19 protein-coding genes and 2 pseudogenes are annotated in these 15119 nt (G+C 35.6%); 1 reads left to right on the top strand and 20 read right to left on the bottom strand.

Annotated features, from left to right (window positions below; all coding sequences use genetic code 11):
- Nucleotides 1-380: 380 nt before the first annotated feature.
- From PG086_RS04715 to PG086_RS04680, 8 genes are read right to left on the bottom strand one after another with little or no spacing between them, the layout of a single operon-like run.
- Nucleotides 381-1397: a hypothetical protein gene (locus PG086_RS04715; protein WP_270747957.1), complete on the bottom strand. Its 1017-nt coding sequence runs from the start codon at nucleotides 1395-1397 to the stop codon at nucleotides 381-383.
- The gene (locus PG086_RS04710) at nucleotides 1390-1857 is read right to left on the bottom strand and encodes a hypothetical protein (protein ID WP_033585223.1); all 468 of its coding nucleotides are present in this window, start codon (nucleotides 1855-1857) and stop codon (nucleotides 1390-1392) included. Before PG086_RS04710 ends, PG086_RS04715 begins: the two co-directional genes overlap by 8 nt.
- A gap of 43 nt (nucleotides 1858-1900) precedes the next feature.
- Nucleotides 1901-2695, bottom strand: coding sequence for a DUF4261 domain-containing protein (locus tag PG086_RS04705; RefSeq protein WP_270747956.1), 795 nt, complete (start codon nucleotides 2693-2695; stop codon nucleotides 1901-1903).
- 48 nt (nucleotides 2696-2743) lie between these two features.
- The gene (locus PG086_RS04700; RefSeq protein WP_033585221.1) at nucleotides 2744-3241 is read right to left on the bottom strand and encodes a hypothetical protein; all 498 of its coding nucleotides are present in this window, start codon (nucleotides 3239-3241) and stop codon (nucleotides 2744-2746) included.
- A 10-nt stretch (nucleotides 3242-3251) separates the two neighbouring features.
- The gene (locus PG086_RS04695) at nucleotides 3252-3806 is read right to left on the bottom strand and encodes a hypothetical protein (RefSeq protein WP_270747955.1); all 555 of its coding nucleotides are present in this window, start codon (nucleotides 3804-3806) and stop codon (nucleotides 3252-3254) included.
- Nucleotides 3793-4305 carry a hypothetical protein gene (locus PG086_RS04690; RefSeq protein WP_270747954.1) on the bottom strand — a complete coding sequence of 171 codons (513 nt, stop codon included), beginning with the start codon at nucleotides 4303-4305 and terminating at the stop codon, nucleotides 3793-3795. The genes PG086_RS04695 and PG086_RS04690 overlap by 14 nt, the downstream gene beginning before the upstream one ends.
- A gap of 18 nt (nucleotides 4306-4323) precedes the next feature.
- Nucleotides 4324-5175 carry a CbrC family protein gene (locus tag PG086_RS04685; RefSeq protein WP_270747953.1) on the bottom strand — a complete coding sequence of 284 codons (852 nt, stop codon included), beginning with the start codon at nucleotides 5173-5175 and terminating at the stop codon, nucleotides 4324-4326.
- 32 nt (nucleotides 5176-5207) lie between these two features.
- Nucleotides 5208-5714 (bottom strand): YfbM family protein, encoded by a 507-nt coding sequence (locus PG086_RS04680; RefSeq protein ID WP_270747952.1) that lies wholly within the window; start codon nucleotides 5712-5714, stop codon nucleotides 5208-5210.
- A gap of 118 nt (nucleotides 5715-5832) precedes the next feature.
- Between PG086_RS04680 and PG086_RS04675 the strand changes: the two genes are divergently transcribed.
- Nucleotides 5833-6852: a hypothetical protein gene (locus tag PG086_RS04675; RefSeq protein WP_270747951.1), complete on the top strand. Its 1020-nt coding sequence runs from the start codon at nucleotides 5833-5835 to the stop codon at nucleotides 6850-6852.
- A gap of 52 nt (nucleotides 6853-6904) precedes the next feature.
- Here the strand turns inward: PG086_RS04675 and PG086_RS04670 are convergent, their stop codons facing one another.
- The 12 genes and pseudogenes from PG086_RS04670 to PG086_RS04615 all read right to left on the bottom strand — a co-directional run bounded on the left by PG086_RS04670 (nucleotide 6905) and on the right by PG086_RS04615 (nucleotide 15073).
- Nucleotides 6905-7216, bottom strand: a complete 312-nt coding sequence (locus PG086_RS04670) for a hypothetical protein (RefSeq protein WP_270747950.1) — start codon at nucleotides 7214-7216, stop codon at nucleotides 6905-6907.
- A 206-nt stretch (nucleotides 7217-7422) separates the two neighbouring features.
- Complete coding sequence (locus PG086_RS04665) at nucleotides 7423-7578, bottom strand: hypothetical protein (protein ID WP_270747949.1); 156 nt, start codon at nucleotides 7576-7578, stop codon at nucleotides 7423-7425.
- A 93-nt stretch (nucleotides 7579-7671) separates the two neighbouring features.
- Nucleotides 7672-8534, bottom strand: a pseudogene (locus tag PG086_RS04660) (DUF4300 family protein).
- A gap of 176 nt (nucleotides 8535-8710) precedes the next feature.
- Nucleotides 8711-9232 (bottom strand): RDD family protein, encoded by a 522-nt coding sequence (locus PG086_RS04655; RefSeq protein WP_009730133.1) that lies wholly within the window; start codon nucleotides 9230-9232, stop codon nucleotides 8711-8713.
- Between the two features lie 39 nt (nucleotides 9233-9271).
- Entirely contained in the window at nucleotides 9272-10153 is an 882-nt protein-coding gene (locus PG086_RS04650) for a diacylglycerol/lipid kinase family protein (RefSeq protein WP_270747948.1), read from the bottom strand.
- A gap of 45 nt (nucleotides 10154-10198) precedes the next feature.
- Nucleotides 10199-10585 carry a hypothetical protein gene (locus PG086_RS04645; protein WP_000814116.1) on the bottom strand — a complete coding sequence of 129 codons (387 nt, stop codon included), beginning with the start codon at nucleotides 10583-10585 and terminating at the stop codon, nucleotides 10199-10201.
- Between the two features lie 262 nt (nucleotides 10586-10847).
- Nucleotides 10848-11090, bottom strand: a complete 243-nt coding sequence (locus tag PG086_RS04640) for a phosphohydrolase (RefSeq protein ID WP_270747947.1) — start codon at nucleotides 11088-11090, stop codon at nucleotides 10848-10850.
- A 104-nt stretch (nucleotides 11091-11194) separates the two neighbouring features.
- The gene (locus PG086_RS04635) at nucleotides 11195-11761 is read right to left on the bottom strand and encodes a hypothetical protein (protein WP_270747946.1); all 567 of its coding nucleotides are present in this window, start codon (nucleotides 11759-11761) and stop codon (nucleotides 11195-11197) included.
- Nucleotides 11762-11807: 46 nt separating this feature from the next.
- Nucleotides 11808-12662, bottom strand: coding sequence for an ADP-ribosylglycohydrolase family protein (locus tag PG086_RS04630; protein ID WP_270747945.1), 855 nt, complete (start codon nucleotides 12660-12662; stop codon nucleotides 11808-11810).
- Between the two features lie 40 nt (nucleotides 12663-12702).
- On the bottom strand, nucleotides 12703-13320 hold the full coding sequence (locus PG086_RS04625) for an SAP domain-containing protein (RefSeq protein WP_270747944.1): 618 nt from the start codon (nucleotides 13318-13320) through the stop codon (nucleotides 12703-12705).
- Nucleotides 13321-13542: 222 nt separating this feature from the next.
- Nucleotides 13543-14287: pseudogene (locus tag PG086_RS04620) on the bottom strand (CPBP family intramembrane glutamic endopeptidase).
- 177 nt (nucleotides 14288-14464) lie between these two features.
- Entirely contained in the window at nucleotides 14465-15073 is a 609-nt protein-coding gene (locus PG086_RS04615) for a Type 1 glutamine amidotransferase-like domain-containing protein (RefSeq protein ID WP_270747943.1), read from the bottom strand.
- Between the last annotated feature and the right edge of the window lie 46 nt (nucleotides 15074-15119).

The raw sequence follows: 15119 nt of genomic DNA, 5'->3' as shown, positions 1-15119 counted from the left end.
TCACCACACTAAAAATTTATGAATTAGGACAAGCGTCCTAACATCAACTTATAAAAGTAGGCTTTTAACCCTATCAATAATGTGGCTTTTCAACCACGCTTCGGCATTCAACCCTGCCTGTCCGTAGGCATTTTTTACTCGGGTTTATATTTGCTAGAAAACATCATCTCATTTTCTAAGCCTTATAACTATACCATGTTTATAAGAGCTTGTAAAGGATTTTGTGAAACTTTTTTAAATAATTTCTTTTTTTGTTCGTGAAATATTACTCAACAATAAAAAGAAACCGTTTAAAATTGAAATCAAAAAACAAAAACAGGAACTAAATCGATTAGTTCCTTTGTTGAATCGTAAGTATAGTCAGTTATTCAAAATCTTATCTACTTATCTCGTGCTACTTGAACAGCTAGTTCAAAATCAGCCATCATATAATTTTCATCTAGGCGGATGAGACCATAGTACTCATTCCAAAATAGCGAATCACTGTTGCTGGACCACTTTAATCCATACCATAGTTGAGTGACATCACTTGTATTTGATGGTGGAATTGACCATAGATGCTTCTTGAAAATTTCTTGAACAAGCGGAACATCTAGTCTAGTAGTCAAGTCAAGTTCATTTAATTTGAAAGTAATAGAATGTTTTTTCGCTGCCTCAATACTGTCCTTGTTAAATCGAACCTGAATAACCTTAGAATCTTCTATAGCCACATCATGGTCCTCAGCACCGTAAAAGGAAATACTGCCCAGTACTATGCCATCTTTTGCTAGGAGATAGGGAGCATAAGGAACAGCATTGCTATCAAGCCTGAAGCCTTTTTCGATGGTAACTGTTTTATCTCCAGGATACTTTTGGAAACTGCCATCTGTCAGGAGCTCTTCGTAGTCGCTACCACCATCGCCCTGTCTTACATAGATGTCAAAACCAGCATCCATCAGCTCACTGGCTTTAGTTTCTGCTAAAATGATTTTACTTTCATTAATTTGCAAAATTGGTGCTTGAGGTGGCAAACCAATCGTGAGATTAAGCATGACTCCTACCAGAAAGACCATCAAAGTTATAAGGAGGGCAAGTAAAGACTTTCCAGTCCTTTTTCTTGCATTGAAAAGAGCCATTAGAGCAGGTAGGAGGATCATTTTGGCTAAAATAGAATTCCCCACACCACCTCTATTTAAGGTCTGAAAAGCAAAGACTCCTGCAATAGCAATCAGGGACAGGTAGACCAAAATCTCACCTAGACCCAGCTTTTCAGTTCGAGTTTGTTGGTTTACAGGCGTTTCGTACAATGACTGCCCATTCTCCTTCCTCTTTTTTAGAAAGAGATAAAAGCCCAGACCAAGTAGCAGATTAAAGATTGCAAAAACTATTAAAGTACCTATTATCGCCGTTCTAGCCATGGCTCTCTACTCCTTTATGTTCTCTCACAAATCTTATCTTTCTCTTTAGTACCCAATTCCCAATCAATAAAACCAGCAAGAAGAAGGGGCCGCCTTCTATCAGCACAATGGGTAAAGCCACTAGAGCAATCATCAAAAAACTAGCTTTCTTCTGACGCCAACTACCGCCCCATTCTCCGTTTATCAGTGCCCCTAAATAGTCGATGTAGTCAGTAAACCAAGCCAATAAGGGATTTTGAATATCATTAGCCCTAAGGTAAATGAACAAAGCAGAATTTAGCAAAACATAAAGAATTCCAAGGACTAGAATAATCTTTTGACTAGTTCGAGTAGCCTCTAGAACGATTTTTTCTCTCTTCTCTGGTTTTATTTCCTTGAGACTTGGATTCTTACAAGAGAGTTTTTCAAATCTAAAGGCCAGAAATCGGTAGAGATAATACTTTTTTATATCATGCTTCATAAAACCTCCAATCTAGGAAGGATACTCATTTATAAATCATGGTTTAAATATCTAATTTCAAGGAATTGCCTTCCAAATAGACAGCTTTTGACTCAGTGATTTTGATTTTTTGATCTTCTGAAAAGCCAATGGTTTCACCATCCTTTAAGGTGACATCACTGCCTAAAACATACTGAAGAATAGACAAGAGAAAATAATATAAGTCATCGCTATCCATGACAGAATCAATGATTTCAATCTCAGTTTTTCCAAACTCTTTCAAACCATAAGTGTAAATGCTGGTCTTATCTTTTTGATTGATAATCCCCATATAGATCCAGAGTTGAAGGGGAAGCATTTCTTCTTTCAAAAGGTCAGCTAGGTCTAGATAAAGATCTTTGGGCAAGAGCAAGGTGGTAGAACCCTGATAAATACCAATAGCTGATTGACTAGTTTTTAGGATAGAGGCATTGACTTTAGTTAATAAGGAATAAGTTTCTACTGGCGAAAGATTGTCAGACAAAATAGAAACAATGGCGTGTTGTGTGTGCTCCTGTGTTTCCTTCTCAACATCCTGCCAGAGGTAAGAATAGGCATACAATTCTTCAAATTCTTGACTTGGGATAGGCAAATCCATTAGAGCCAGCGCAACGAGAGCACCATCAATCACAAATGTTGCACTAGAATCATCCCCAGAAACTTCAGAAATTTCAAGCGCCCAGTGAGATTTCAATTCCTGAACGACCTGGTCTAAAGAATAGGCCTGCTTGCCTTTGAAGAGAGGCATGGACAAGTTCAGTTGTTTTTTCTTCTCTGACTTTTCTTTCTTACTTGCAAATAGATTTTTTAAAAAATTCACAGGACTTCTCCTTTTTCTCATATCAGTTGGAAAGCAAAGCTCTCTTACTCAAAGTAAGTCACCATACCAAGTTTCCTCATCCTCAAAACCGTAAAATTTCTCATCAAGTAGCCAATTTCCATCCACCAATCTAAGTACAAACTGATGCTTCATTTCTAAAGCTTCTTGATAATGGGTGATGACTCTTGCTTCTTCAGCCTTTGTCATGATGAAATCTACAGAAAAATCATTCCTTTTAACATAGTTATACTCACTTGGGGAGCTATAAGAAATTCGAACTCCTCCTTCCAAGTAATTTTGAGTCACTCGTCCAGTTAGAAGTTGCATTTGCCTCTGAAAATAGTCATCCATAAGTTCATTCCACTTGGGATGAATTTGATTTGCTGGGATGCCAAGGCCTTCTTTTTCCTTATCCAGTGCTCTGTTACGCTCAAAAATCTCCTCTTCTAACAAGGTTAAACTTTTGAGTAAATCAAGCAAGGGTGGGATGATTATTTCCGCCATAGCTCGATAGTTTTCAGGGGTATTTTTATAGTTCACTCTCATGATTCCTCTCTTAACACTCCTGGATTAATTGCTTTACTTCTATGTCTGAAAGTTGTCCATCCATGTAGAGTTTCCTAAGTAAATCTTTATCTACGGTAATTTCATAATAGTCAGTCACAAACTCATGAAATCTCTCAAAGCTATCAAAAAGGTAAGAAAGCAACCATTCTCCGCCATCCTGATCTTGGTAAGTCTGTTGATGCGCGTGACCGTCATACCAGATAAAGAAGGTTGTTTCATCCTTTTGGTCTTTTGAATAAAGTGAAAGATACTTTTCATCCAGTCCTTTATAAAATCCGTCTATGATGTCTTGATTCCACTCATCCACAGCAAATTGACTCAAACTGCTTTCATGATCAAAGCCCTTTATAAGGATCATTTTATCAGTAAAGATCACATCTAGAGAATCACCAGAACCGTTGTCGATAAGGTAACGGATTCCGTAGCTTTCCTCAGTCTTAACGATCAATCGAAGCCAGGTCTTATTTGGATCTGTTCGATACTCTTCAATGACAAGCAAGGCATCTAAGCGCGTCTTTATCTTGTCCCAATCAATCTTTCTCATCTCTAAAAACCTCCATCTTATTCTTCGATTTATCAAGATCACAAGCTCTGTAACGAGCTGTTAGATAGCCTGAAAAGCTAATCTGAGGGATATTCCACTCATTAGGCAAATAAATCGAACAATCTACCTGGTCACCTAGAGGGGAACTTGCTGAGAAAACATATCTTCCCAAATCCTCATTATTAAGATTTCTTTCAACTTGACTCAATCTGCTAGTATTGAACCAGTCTTTAAACAGTAGCCAGATTTGCTCGGCATCTTCGTTTAATAGGGGGACTTTCAAATTGTAGCTGATTCCGACTCTACATCTTTTTTTGAATCCTGACTCATCAGCCTTACAAACTTTTATCGATCCCTTATCATACTGCCAGTTATCACTATCTAATAGGGGAAATTGAACAGATAGATTGTCTTTAAATCCCTGCATAGTATCAAATAAATCTTTGGAGGCAGCTTCGAATAATTCTAGTTCTTCCATAGTCTTCTCTTTAATTTTCATAGCTAATCACATTTCGATTTAATCTGCATCAACCCAGATCTGGTATTTTTGACAATGTAGACATCTAAACAAATAACCACAGATAGGCCCGTCTTTGACCAAGTAGTCTTCTACCTCTTGATATTCTTCACGCGCTTCATAGTCTGCCAAGACTTGCTCAGCGATTCCCATATCCTTCAATTCTCGAGTTCCAACTGTACCCAAGTAAGCACAATAATCTTGGCAACAAGAAAGCCAATATTCTCCCTGCCAACTAGAGTAGCCTGGGGTCTGACAAAAAAGCAGCTGATTCTTTTCTGGATCCAATTCACCCTGCCACTCGGCATCTTGGATAAATTCTGCATCGAATTTTTTAGCTGCTTGACCGTTTGCAATGCAAGTTGGGCAGAGATGTTCTATCTCTTCAATACTATAGGGTCTAAGAGCATAATAAACATTGCTTTCTTTCTCACAAGATGGACAAACCTTGGCTTCTCCTTCAACAAATGAACCTGTAGCTAAGGGATCTGGATGATAGAGAAAATGAGGTAAGTCTTTTAACAAGTTCTGCCTATACTTCTTCGCCTCTTTTTTTAGAGGACGAGGAAGAGCAAAACGATCGCCATGACTCTGACTCATTTCTTGTAAACGGCTCAGTTTCTTTATCTGTTTTCGATCAGGTTTGTCTAAGATTTCGGTAAATAAGCTATAGGCACTGGTGTAGAGACCCAATTGTTCATAGAGGTCAACTAAGACTTTCTTCGCCTCTAAATCCTCAGACTTAGCTAATTCATCAGCCAAATCATAAAGGGCTGCAACACTTGAAGGATTTCCATCTTTAGCATGGTATTCCCTTGTCCGGGTGATATATTCTTGTAAATATGGATTCATCTGGCCACCTTCCTAATGGATGACATAAAATCTTAACAAATAGTAACTAGGACATTTCCATTGAGCTCCAGAATCTTTTTGTAAAAGTCTTTCATTTTGACAAAGCAGGTTGAAATATCATCCTTTATTTCTTCCTCTTCCTCAAGATAATCCCAAATATTAGGATACAAATCGGCCTTCTTACAAGCTTCCATACTAAAGTTAGCCATAGCTCTGTCCATGTCAAAACTTTCTAAAGCTTCTACGATCTCAGCTATCTTGTTTTTTTCAGTATAGGCCATATATTCAGATACATCCTCTAGAGGAGTCACCCCTAAAACAGCTTCTCTCAAGGGATTGTCGTCCAAAAATTCTGAACTACTAAATCCTGTAATGACAAAGAGAAGAGCATCCCACATTTTGTCAATATCTATTAAGATATCATGACTATCAGTGGAATCCTCAGAAAAATCTAATAAGTCATCTTCTTGATTGGAAAGACCTTTTATTTGTTCTAATTCATTGTCTGGTAAATATTGATAATTGGCAATCATTCCCATGATTTTTCTCCTTTGAATCTTGTAGGATAATACTGATGTTTTTAGCTCTATTTCTATAGAAAATGCTATAATGGAGCTAAGAAATTGTTTTATTGAATGTTAAATAGGGGGGATAGTAATGTTCACTAGTATTGTTTTGGCTTTTTATGCTCTTTTCTTTCTATCCTTGTCCTTTACTATCTATCTCTATATCAGACTTCTAGTTGCTGTTAAAAAAGGCAAAGACATTCCCAAATGGATTTATAAACTTGGGCATGCAATTCAAGGAAGAATTCACGTTGACTATGAAGAAATCACTGATGCCAATGCCCTTAAAGAGATTCATTGGTTCTTGCTGATCTATTTAATCGTAAATCTACTCGTATTGGCTGGTTTCTACTATCATGGTAATAGCTTTCCTCAAGCCATTTATGAATGTTTGAAAAAACAATTTTTCATCGTACTTGTTAGTATGATTTTAAAAAGTATTGTCAAATTTGTTGTTCTAGCTATAAGAAAAAACTTTCGTAACAGTCATGTCTATGCATCAACCAACGCTTTTATCGGGACAGCTTTTTTAACGAGTTATGTTTTTATGTTTTGCATCATGATGAGTGGTCTTCCAGCTCAACCTGTTCCAGTCACCATTCAAAATACCACAGTCATTATCGGAGAGACCAAGGCTTCCGAGCTTTTAGAGCAAGGTTTCACATTCGAAGATAAAGGTGCAAATAGTCCTATCACCAATCCAAAAAACGACCATTTCTACTACGGTCAGCTTCTCGAAATCAAGCGTGAAGATCAGTCCTATGGTTTTATGACCCTTACTCCTACTGGCAAAGATACTGATCAACTCAAAAACTGTGTCATTACCTACTATAGAACGCCTAAGGATGCCCATCAATTGCAGGGAATTTCTATCAATCATGTCAGTTTAGCAAATCTCAAGCTCCAAGATTTTCAAACAAGAAAATTAATCGATATCTTTGAAGTCAATCCTGCTGATTACAATGTCGCTGAGACTGACTCAAACTACATCCTAACCATTCAAACGGCAGATTACGACCTCTGGAAAAGATACAGGATTGAAGCCAAGTTCAATTCAGATGGTTCCATAGATCGTTATGGTGTTAGAGCTCAACACAGTATGTGGGAATAAGATAGTATCATTTCAATACGAGCAAGTATAAGATTAAGTAAATGATTAAAAACTACTTAATCTTATGCTTGTTCATTTTTTCTTGGAAAATATCTGTAAGAATTTGTCGCAATTCTTGAGCTTCCTTTTCTGGAAGTTGACCTTCTTGTTTAGCAACAGCGTACAATTCCGGATATTCAAGAGAAATTCTCTTGACTGTACGTGTAATAGCATGTTTTCTAACAAAAAACGGAATCCGTTTAATCATATCTTGAGGAAGTAAGGCGATAATCTTATCGGCAGTTTCCTTATCGTTAAGCTTAGAGAAAGTTAGTCCCTCTTTAATCATTTCTTGTTCTTTTTCTGTAAAATCTTTAATATCCATTGTGTCTCCTTATAACTATTTTATTTACTACTATTATACTATTTTTTTAATTGGTCGAATGAAAAATCTCTATAAATCCTCTCTTGCCCAAGAACGGAATCTGTTGTAACAGGTAGTTTTTTCAGCAACTCTTGGATATCAATATCTTTGGGAAGAGGATTCAATTCTCCCAGACTATTTTCCTGAAGATATGCTGCAAAGATAAACTATCCCTTTTCCCAATCCATAGCACAATCATTGATAACATCCACCGGCGACAACAGATCCAGTAGTTCTTGCTCTTGCGATATAAAAGTTTCGTAGATAAACTCAAAAATAGCTTCCTTATCAATTTTTACAACTCTTAATGTATATTCATCCATGCTTGCTGTCCTCTAATCATATCAATTTAACTATCATTCGGTTGGTAACTTCTTATCCCACTCTTTAGGCAAATCATCCCCAAAATACTATTTTTAGAGTTGAACCCACTTATCATTATCTATAATAAAGGACTTCGCTAGATCTTCACCTGTATAGTTTTCGTATTTTGTATCTAGATATTTGTAGCAATCTTCCTTGGTTGCAAATTTGATAGCTTGATAAGGCTCCTCAAAGGTTAACTTTTCGACAAAGAGATAACCGTCCTCGCTTGGCACAAGTATGCCGACATGACCGATAAAGAGAGATTGACCATCCAAGTCATCATGAACTACAACAGACAGCATTCGAGCATTTTCATTAAACTTGAATTGAGAAAGGAATTGTTCCATCTTTGCAGCATACACCTTAACATCTGTCGTTGCTTCGGTCTTGACTCTTGAGAATAAAATATCAAAAGCATCCTTGTCTTCTGCATCAAAGACCTTACCTTTATCAATGGCATCATTATCGACAAACAAGAGAGAATCATCTTTCTCTAATTTAGGAATTTCGATAGAATTTTTTAATAAACAATAACTGTTAATACGACAGTTGGTACCGACAAAATCACCCTTTTTAGGCGTCCAAAGATTGCTTATCTTTTCAACATCATAGTCTGTTTTGGTAAATGTAGAAAAATCTCCAGTTAAGCCTACTGAACCGACAGTCGCGTTGTAATCATTGATAAGGTTGAAAAATGCATCGACACTATCTTTATCCAAATGTGCAGCCAAGGCTTTTCGAACTTCTTCTGAACTTTCCTTGCTATTGAGGTTGCTATAGGTTCCTTAACCACCTTAGTAGTTGAACTATTCTGTTTTTCCGTAGATTGGTTTTGGTTTGTACCACAGGCAGCTAAAGTAAAGAAAGCTAAACCACAGCAGCTCATTAATCTGATTTTTTTAGATACTTTCATAAAATATTTCCTTATTTACTAAGATTTTTTAGGTCGATTAGCTTCTCTTATATTATAGTTCAAATTTATTTTAAGTCCAAGCATTTTGCTGAATAAAGTAGATTTTAAATCATTAAAAAGGAAGCTGGCACACAGCACGCTCCCTAATAAGTGAAATATCTATGAAATCTTTAATTTTAGTCACCTTTTAGCTGTACCTGTGTATGTGCTATAAGGTCACCTAGATGTCGCTTATCCTTCCTGAAAACCATCATTACAAGTAGGGCAACTGCGAGGAGAGTAGCTAAAAACGAGAGAATAATAGATAAGGAATCAAACTCACTATAGAAACCATGTATCGTGCCCATATGACCTATTTGCCAAGGAAAAAATTTAATGGTGTTTCTAAGCAAGCTAGCTTGCACTGTTTTTTTCTTGTAAACCAATTGAAGTCCTGCTTTCGCCTTCCCGAAACTCCCATTTTTTGTATAATCTAAGAATGTAAAAAGTAGAATGATTGGCAAAACAGAGGTAAAAAATACAAGACACTGCGACTGAATTTCTGTAAACTCTGGAATACCATTAAAAAAAATAGTGTAAAAAAGCATAGAACCCAAAAACAGAAGTGCTAAATAAGCTAGAATGAAAAGATAATCAAATAGTAATTCAATCATTCTTTTTTTAAACGAAATAGAATTAATTGCTAAAATCTTCCTCATCATCTCCTCCTTTGTTATCTACTATTCTTTTCAAAAGTTTTATTCTTTCGGTTGAGAATAGACCTCGATATGCTGACCTAGCACCTTGATTTCTACTGGTAGGTCATCAGATTTGTCACCATCAACATCCGTTTCCAACTCAATATCTGAAGAAATTTTAATATGTCGAGCTTTCAGATACTCGATATTGTCATTTACGACAACATCCCCTTTTAATAAATCAGGGATAACTGACAATTTTGTAAGGATTGAGGCATCTTTTAGTATCAAAATATTGGCATAGCCATCCTTGTCTTCATCAAAGATTTTTTTGTCAGCGAAATAATTTGTGAGGAGAACTAAAACATGACTGGCTGGGCCAATGTAATTACCATTATCAGTCTCAACTGTAATGTTAAATGCTTGATCTGTAACCACAGACTTCATGGTATTAATCGCATAGGCGAGCATACCAAACTTTGTTTTATCTTCTATCCCAACGTTGTGGATAGCCTCTGGCAAAGAGCCAATACTAAAGATATAACCAAAATAATTTCCATTTGATTTTCCAATATCAATCTTGTTTGTAGAACTGAAATCAAGCTCGTTAATAGCACTATCAATATCCTGAGAGATTTCTAATAGTTTCGTAATGAGATTTCCAGTTCCCCCTGGGATAATCGCCAGTTTAGGAATATAGTCTTTTTCAGCGATACCGGAAATTACTTCATTGACGGTTCCATCTCCACCAAAAACAAGAACAGCATCATAGTGCTCCTGAGAAGCTTCTTCAGCAAAGTTTGTGGCGTCTTGTGCTTTCTCCGTAATTTTAATTTCCACATCTTCAAAATAGTCTCTAGCTTTATTCTCCAGTTTCACCTTATAATCCAAGGCTTTTTCACCTCCAGATGTTGGATTGATGATTACCATAATTTTTTTCATTTATTGTTCTCCTGTCATTAGATTTTCTTACTTTAACTAACCATCTCAAGTTTGGTCCATATAAATTTTGATCGCTTGGTATTCCTGCTCTTTAGCATAGGCAAACACCTCTGAAGCTCTAATGTAATCAAAGATATTTTCCTCTAAATCTTCATCCCAGATCGATTCATGAAATATTTCATTCTCTTGACATGATTCATAGAAAATATCGAGGTGAACCTGATAAAACTCTTCATCTTCATTTGGAGCTTGCCTTACTAAAGATAGTTGAAACATTGGCTTATCAGATATAGCTGTAAATGTCCCTGTTTCAAATAAAATCATCTCATCCTCAATAGGCTCACGACACAAGTCTTCAAAGATTGCTACCATTTCCTCTAAGGGCATCTTATCGGTGATTCTTTCTCTTAAAAATTCAAGTGATTGCTTCATATTTTTTCTCTTTCTAGATGTTTTCGTTCTTAGAATAATCCTATTAAAAAATTGAATCCCTACACCTTTTATTATACTACATAAACAGAAAAAAAGACCTAACCAGCGGGCCCTTACCTTTGTCTCAGTCTAGATCTTTTTGATAATCGGAAAAACCTCTGTAAGGACGTCTATCCCAAAATTAATTCCCTGTACTTGGTAGTGATAGATTGGGGCTAAGCAAAATTTAAAACTCACAGATACGACTTTCTTCTCACATTCTTTAGAAATTTTCACGATTAACTTCTTCAAAATAGTCATCCAGATGATGGTAAATTTGCATATCTTCATCTGAACTATCTTGTAAAACGGCAAATACCTTCACTTTCTCATCATTGACAAATACGAAATTCTGTTCACCAAAATAAGCCTGATAACCCTTGTCAACTAAGGTCCAGAGTTCACCTTTTTTTAAACTGAAAATATCATTTTTCACTAGATAGGTTTTCCCAATTTCTATTTTCATAATGCCCTTTCTCCTTAAGAAACCGGATAGTGCTAGAAGTTTCCCTTTACTGCTTAATCCGTTCACGCAAGCAGTGGCGTACACTCACAAGGAATTTATTTTGACTATTGCATCTCTTCCATCGCTTCTTTAATATATCCTTCTACATCTTCAATCTCTAAAAACGATGGGTCTAAGTGACACAAGAAGTGCCAATCTTCGGTGCCGCGTATTCTGTAGAGAATCGCTTCACCATCTTCACTTCCGAAAAAGCTTCTGTCGACTTCATATCCACTGCCTTCTAAAAAGTCTTTTGCCTTACGGAAGTTTGCTTCTCTGGCTTCGATATAGGCTTTCACTTCATCGTTATTCACTAAATAAGCATCGACTTTTGTAGCTCCTTCGACCACTTTATCGTTTTTAACGGATAGATTCGAAATCTCTTTCCAAATAATCTCGACATTTTCCTCAGGTTCAAATGAGAATCTAGATAAAGGGACAATATTCCCATTAAAGACAATTTCCATATAATCCGGCAAGTGTTTAGGGTTAAAATACTCCACTTCAAACCCATCTTCGTTTTCTAGAGTATACCCCGGGATTTGAGCGACAAATGCTTTCCCTTCTTCTAAAGTCTCAAAAATGACTAAATCCTTTGAGTAATCACTTTGATACAATTTCAATATAACCATCGATAATCATCAATCTTTCATTATTGGTCCGCATAACGCCTATCTATTATTTTATTACAACCGTTTCTCCCCATCGTCTAAGCACTTCTTTTAAAGGCTCATCCAAATAAGTATAAACTTTGTCTTGAATCCACTCAGGAATTCCATAAGCCGCCTCTGCTATGCTCCCTGTGATGGCAGCGAGAGTATCACTATCCCCACCAAGGGAAATCGCATTTCGAATCGCATCTTCAAAATCTGTACTTTCAAGAAATGCAATGATGGCCTGAGGTACTGTATCCTGACAGGTTTCATTGAAACGATACGTAGGACGGATGTCATCTAGAGATTGAGAAAGGTTATACCCATACTCTTTCTCGATGTATTCCTTTATTCGTCTTTTACACTCTGTAGGATTGCCGTTGATTGGTTGCTCATAATCCCCACAATAACCTCCAAAGTAATAACGACACAGAAAGATCGCATCAGTTGTCGCCATGGCTCCCTTGATACCTTCAGGATGATTATGGGTGACTTCTGCAGAAAGTCGTGCAAGCTCTCTAGTTGATGGCGTCATACCAGTTCTCGCACAAAAACCGCAGTCCATGACCCAAGCACATGGAGAAACACGCATAGCAGATCCATTTCCAAAGCTATTATAAGGCTCACGATTGTCACTATTGATCCAACTACTAAACCGAGCACCGTAGCCCGCATCGGGATACAACTTGCCGTATTTCTTCATAGCATCAATAAAGTCATCCTGGTGACCACCATTCATAATAGCCTCAGCAACAGCGCAGGTCATGACAGTATCATCTGTGAAAAAACAATCCTCACGAAATAAAGGAAAATCCTTCGTTTTGATATTGTTCCATTTGTAAACAGATCCTACAATGTCTCCGATAATTGCTCCAAGCATAAGATTCCTCCTTGTAAACTATTGGTTTAGACTGATTTTTCTACTTCCTATACTCGTTTATTCTATCAGCATATTCGGTCAAAAGATTTTTTGAATAAATTTTTTCATTACTTGAATTTCTAACTTCTTTCCAAAGAATAGAAGCTACTTTTAGTTTATTCGAATAATTGCCACTATTTTCGTCTGCACAGAAATCCTTTAAAAATTGGTTCCATTGACAAACCGAATGGTCATACTTGGCATAATCTGAATTTCCATAATAAACTTTTAGCATATCTTGGATTGTAAAACTCAAATCATGTTCTCTTTTTACTTTTCTCCAAGCAGTCGCCATATCGGCAGTAAATTTAAAGGGCGAAACCTCTGTTAAAGTTGAAAAATATTCTCTAAAGTGTGCGTTAAAGGAGAACCCGCATTCAAGCAAGGGCGTATCTAAGGTAACGACTTCTACTCGTTTCTTTTTCCTTTTTACTGATGATTTTTTAATCAAATTCCCCTTGAAGTACTGCTCAATAATATCATTGAGTTCTTGTTTTGTACCTCTATTTTCAAGTCCTAATGACTGGCATATCTGTGAAAGTTCATCACGATACCAATAGTATTTATTGAACTCATCAAAGGACGTGATTGTATCAAACTCAGGTCTGCTCTCTATCAATATTTCTCCTCCTTAAAACCAATTTAGGTTGTCATCTCAAAATAATGGAGTTTTAGTTTCATTATTTTGAGGATTAACTACGTTTCACTAACAAACTTACACACTCAACATGTGGTAATATTCTGCTTTTATACTAATAAACAAAAGGCAATTAAAAACATTTTAAAATGATACTATGGAACGGAAAGTTGATCACTTCTTCCAAAAGAAACATCATCCATTCTATAATTTAAAATCTTTTTCCTTACTAATTCTATTACTAGCCAATATAGTATAAATTAAATAACCAATAAAAATGATAATAAAAATAAGATTAATTTTTAACACAAAATAGAGATTTAACAAATTTGCGAACGCGTGAAATAATATACAGTACCCCACAGATTTCGTTTGGCGATAAAGAAGCTCTAAAACAAAACTTAAAAATAATGTATATATAAAAAATAAAAGGAAATCCTTGATGACTTTCTCCAACTATAAACCATAAAGGAAGATGCCAAATCCCCCAAATAGATCCTACAATCAAATTAGATTGCCAATATGTATATTTTTTATCAAGTAACTGTTGTAATATTCCTCTCCATCCTAATTCTTCATGTCCACCACCAAAAAAAATTAGTTGTATAAAGAATAATGGGATCAGATAAATTGATACCCCATTTAATTCTAAGGAAGATACAGAAAATAGTATCAAAATTGCTAACATATGAATTATGAAATAGATACTACTATTTTCTCTCTTATTAAATAAAAAATGTTTAAATTTTATATTATTACTTTTCAAATAAAACCCACTTGCAATAGCTGGTCCGAGTGCACCTATTATATGCAATATTCTCCCTATAAAAGTTTCTAATCCCAAAATTTCAGATTGTGTAAATATGGCAAGAAGACCCCAAGCTATATAAGTAACTCCAAATGTAAAATAAAGATAATTTTTTAAATTCTTTTTGTCAATTTCTGTCATTTTATCTTCCTTAGCTTGATTATTTTATGAATAATATTTTTCTGCTTCTAAGTTGCACTCGATTTATAACTAACTATATTCTATCACAAAAATGCAAAAAAGCCTTACAATCAAGGCTTTTCTTTATCTAGTTCGTCAATACTTTAGCTTCGTAGATTCAAATTCGCATGATTAAAATTAGTCAATTTTCTCTATAATGTTCCCAAATTTATCCAAGACAAGACAGGAATGATCATTTAGTGGAATTATGGGAACGTTAACGAGTTCTTCAGCTCTATCTTTATTAGCTTTATCATTCCATGAATCATAATGGACACTAATTAAAAACTGATTAAAGAGTCCTAATCCATTTTTTATCTTTATCTGATGATCTGAATTATCATTAGGTGAGATATAGACTTTCTCTCCTAATAATAAGGCTCCTGCAGAAAATCCTATAACTTTCGCCCCTTTTTTCAGCATAAGCTCGATATAATTTTTGAACTCCTGATTGACATAAGTAGCTATATATTTTTCCGTATTTCCACCACCGATGATAATTAGGTCAGCATCTAGATAGCTATCAAAATCAATCTGCTCAGTGTCTAGGAGCAAGTAATCAACGTTTAGATTAGGAAAATGACTTTGAAAAACTTCCGTGTACTTTTTCATGTACGGTTCCCAATTTTCTCGAAAAACTGTAAAAATGATAATTCTTTTAATCTTGCTTGATAATACTATTTTATCAACAATGCTATATTTCATTATTGGTGGATTTCCACCCATCAAAAAAATTTGTTCTTTCAAGTTATCACACTTTCTAAAGATACATAAAGTTTAAACATGTTTATTC

The organism is Streptococcus halitosis (assembly GCF_027691175.1).
Classification (GTDB): domain Bacteria; phylum Bacillota; class Bacilli; order Lactobacillales; family Streptococcaceae; genus Streptococcus; species Streptococcus halitosis_A.
Note: the sequence above shows the minus strand (reverse complement) of the source record. Positions and strands in the feature narration are given on the sequence as shown.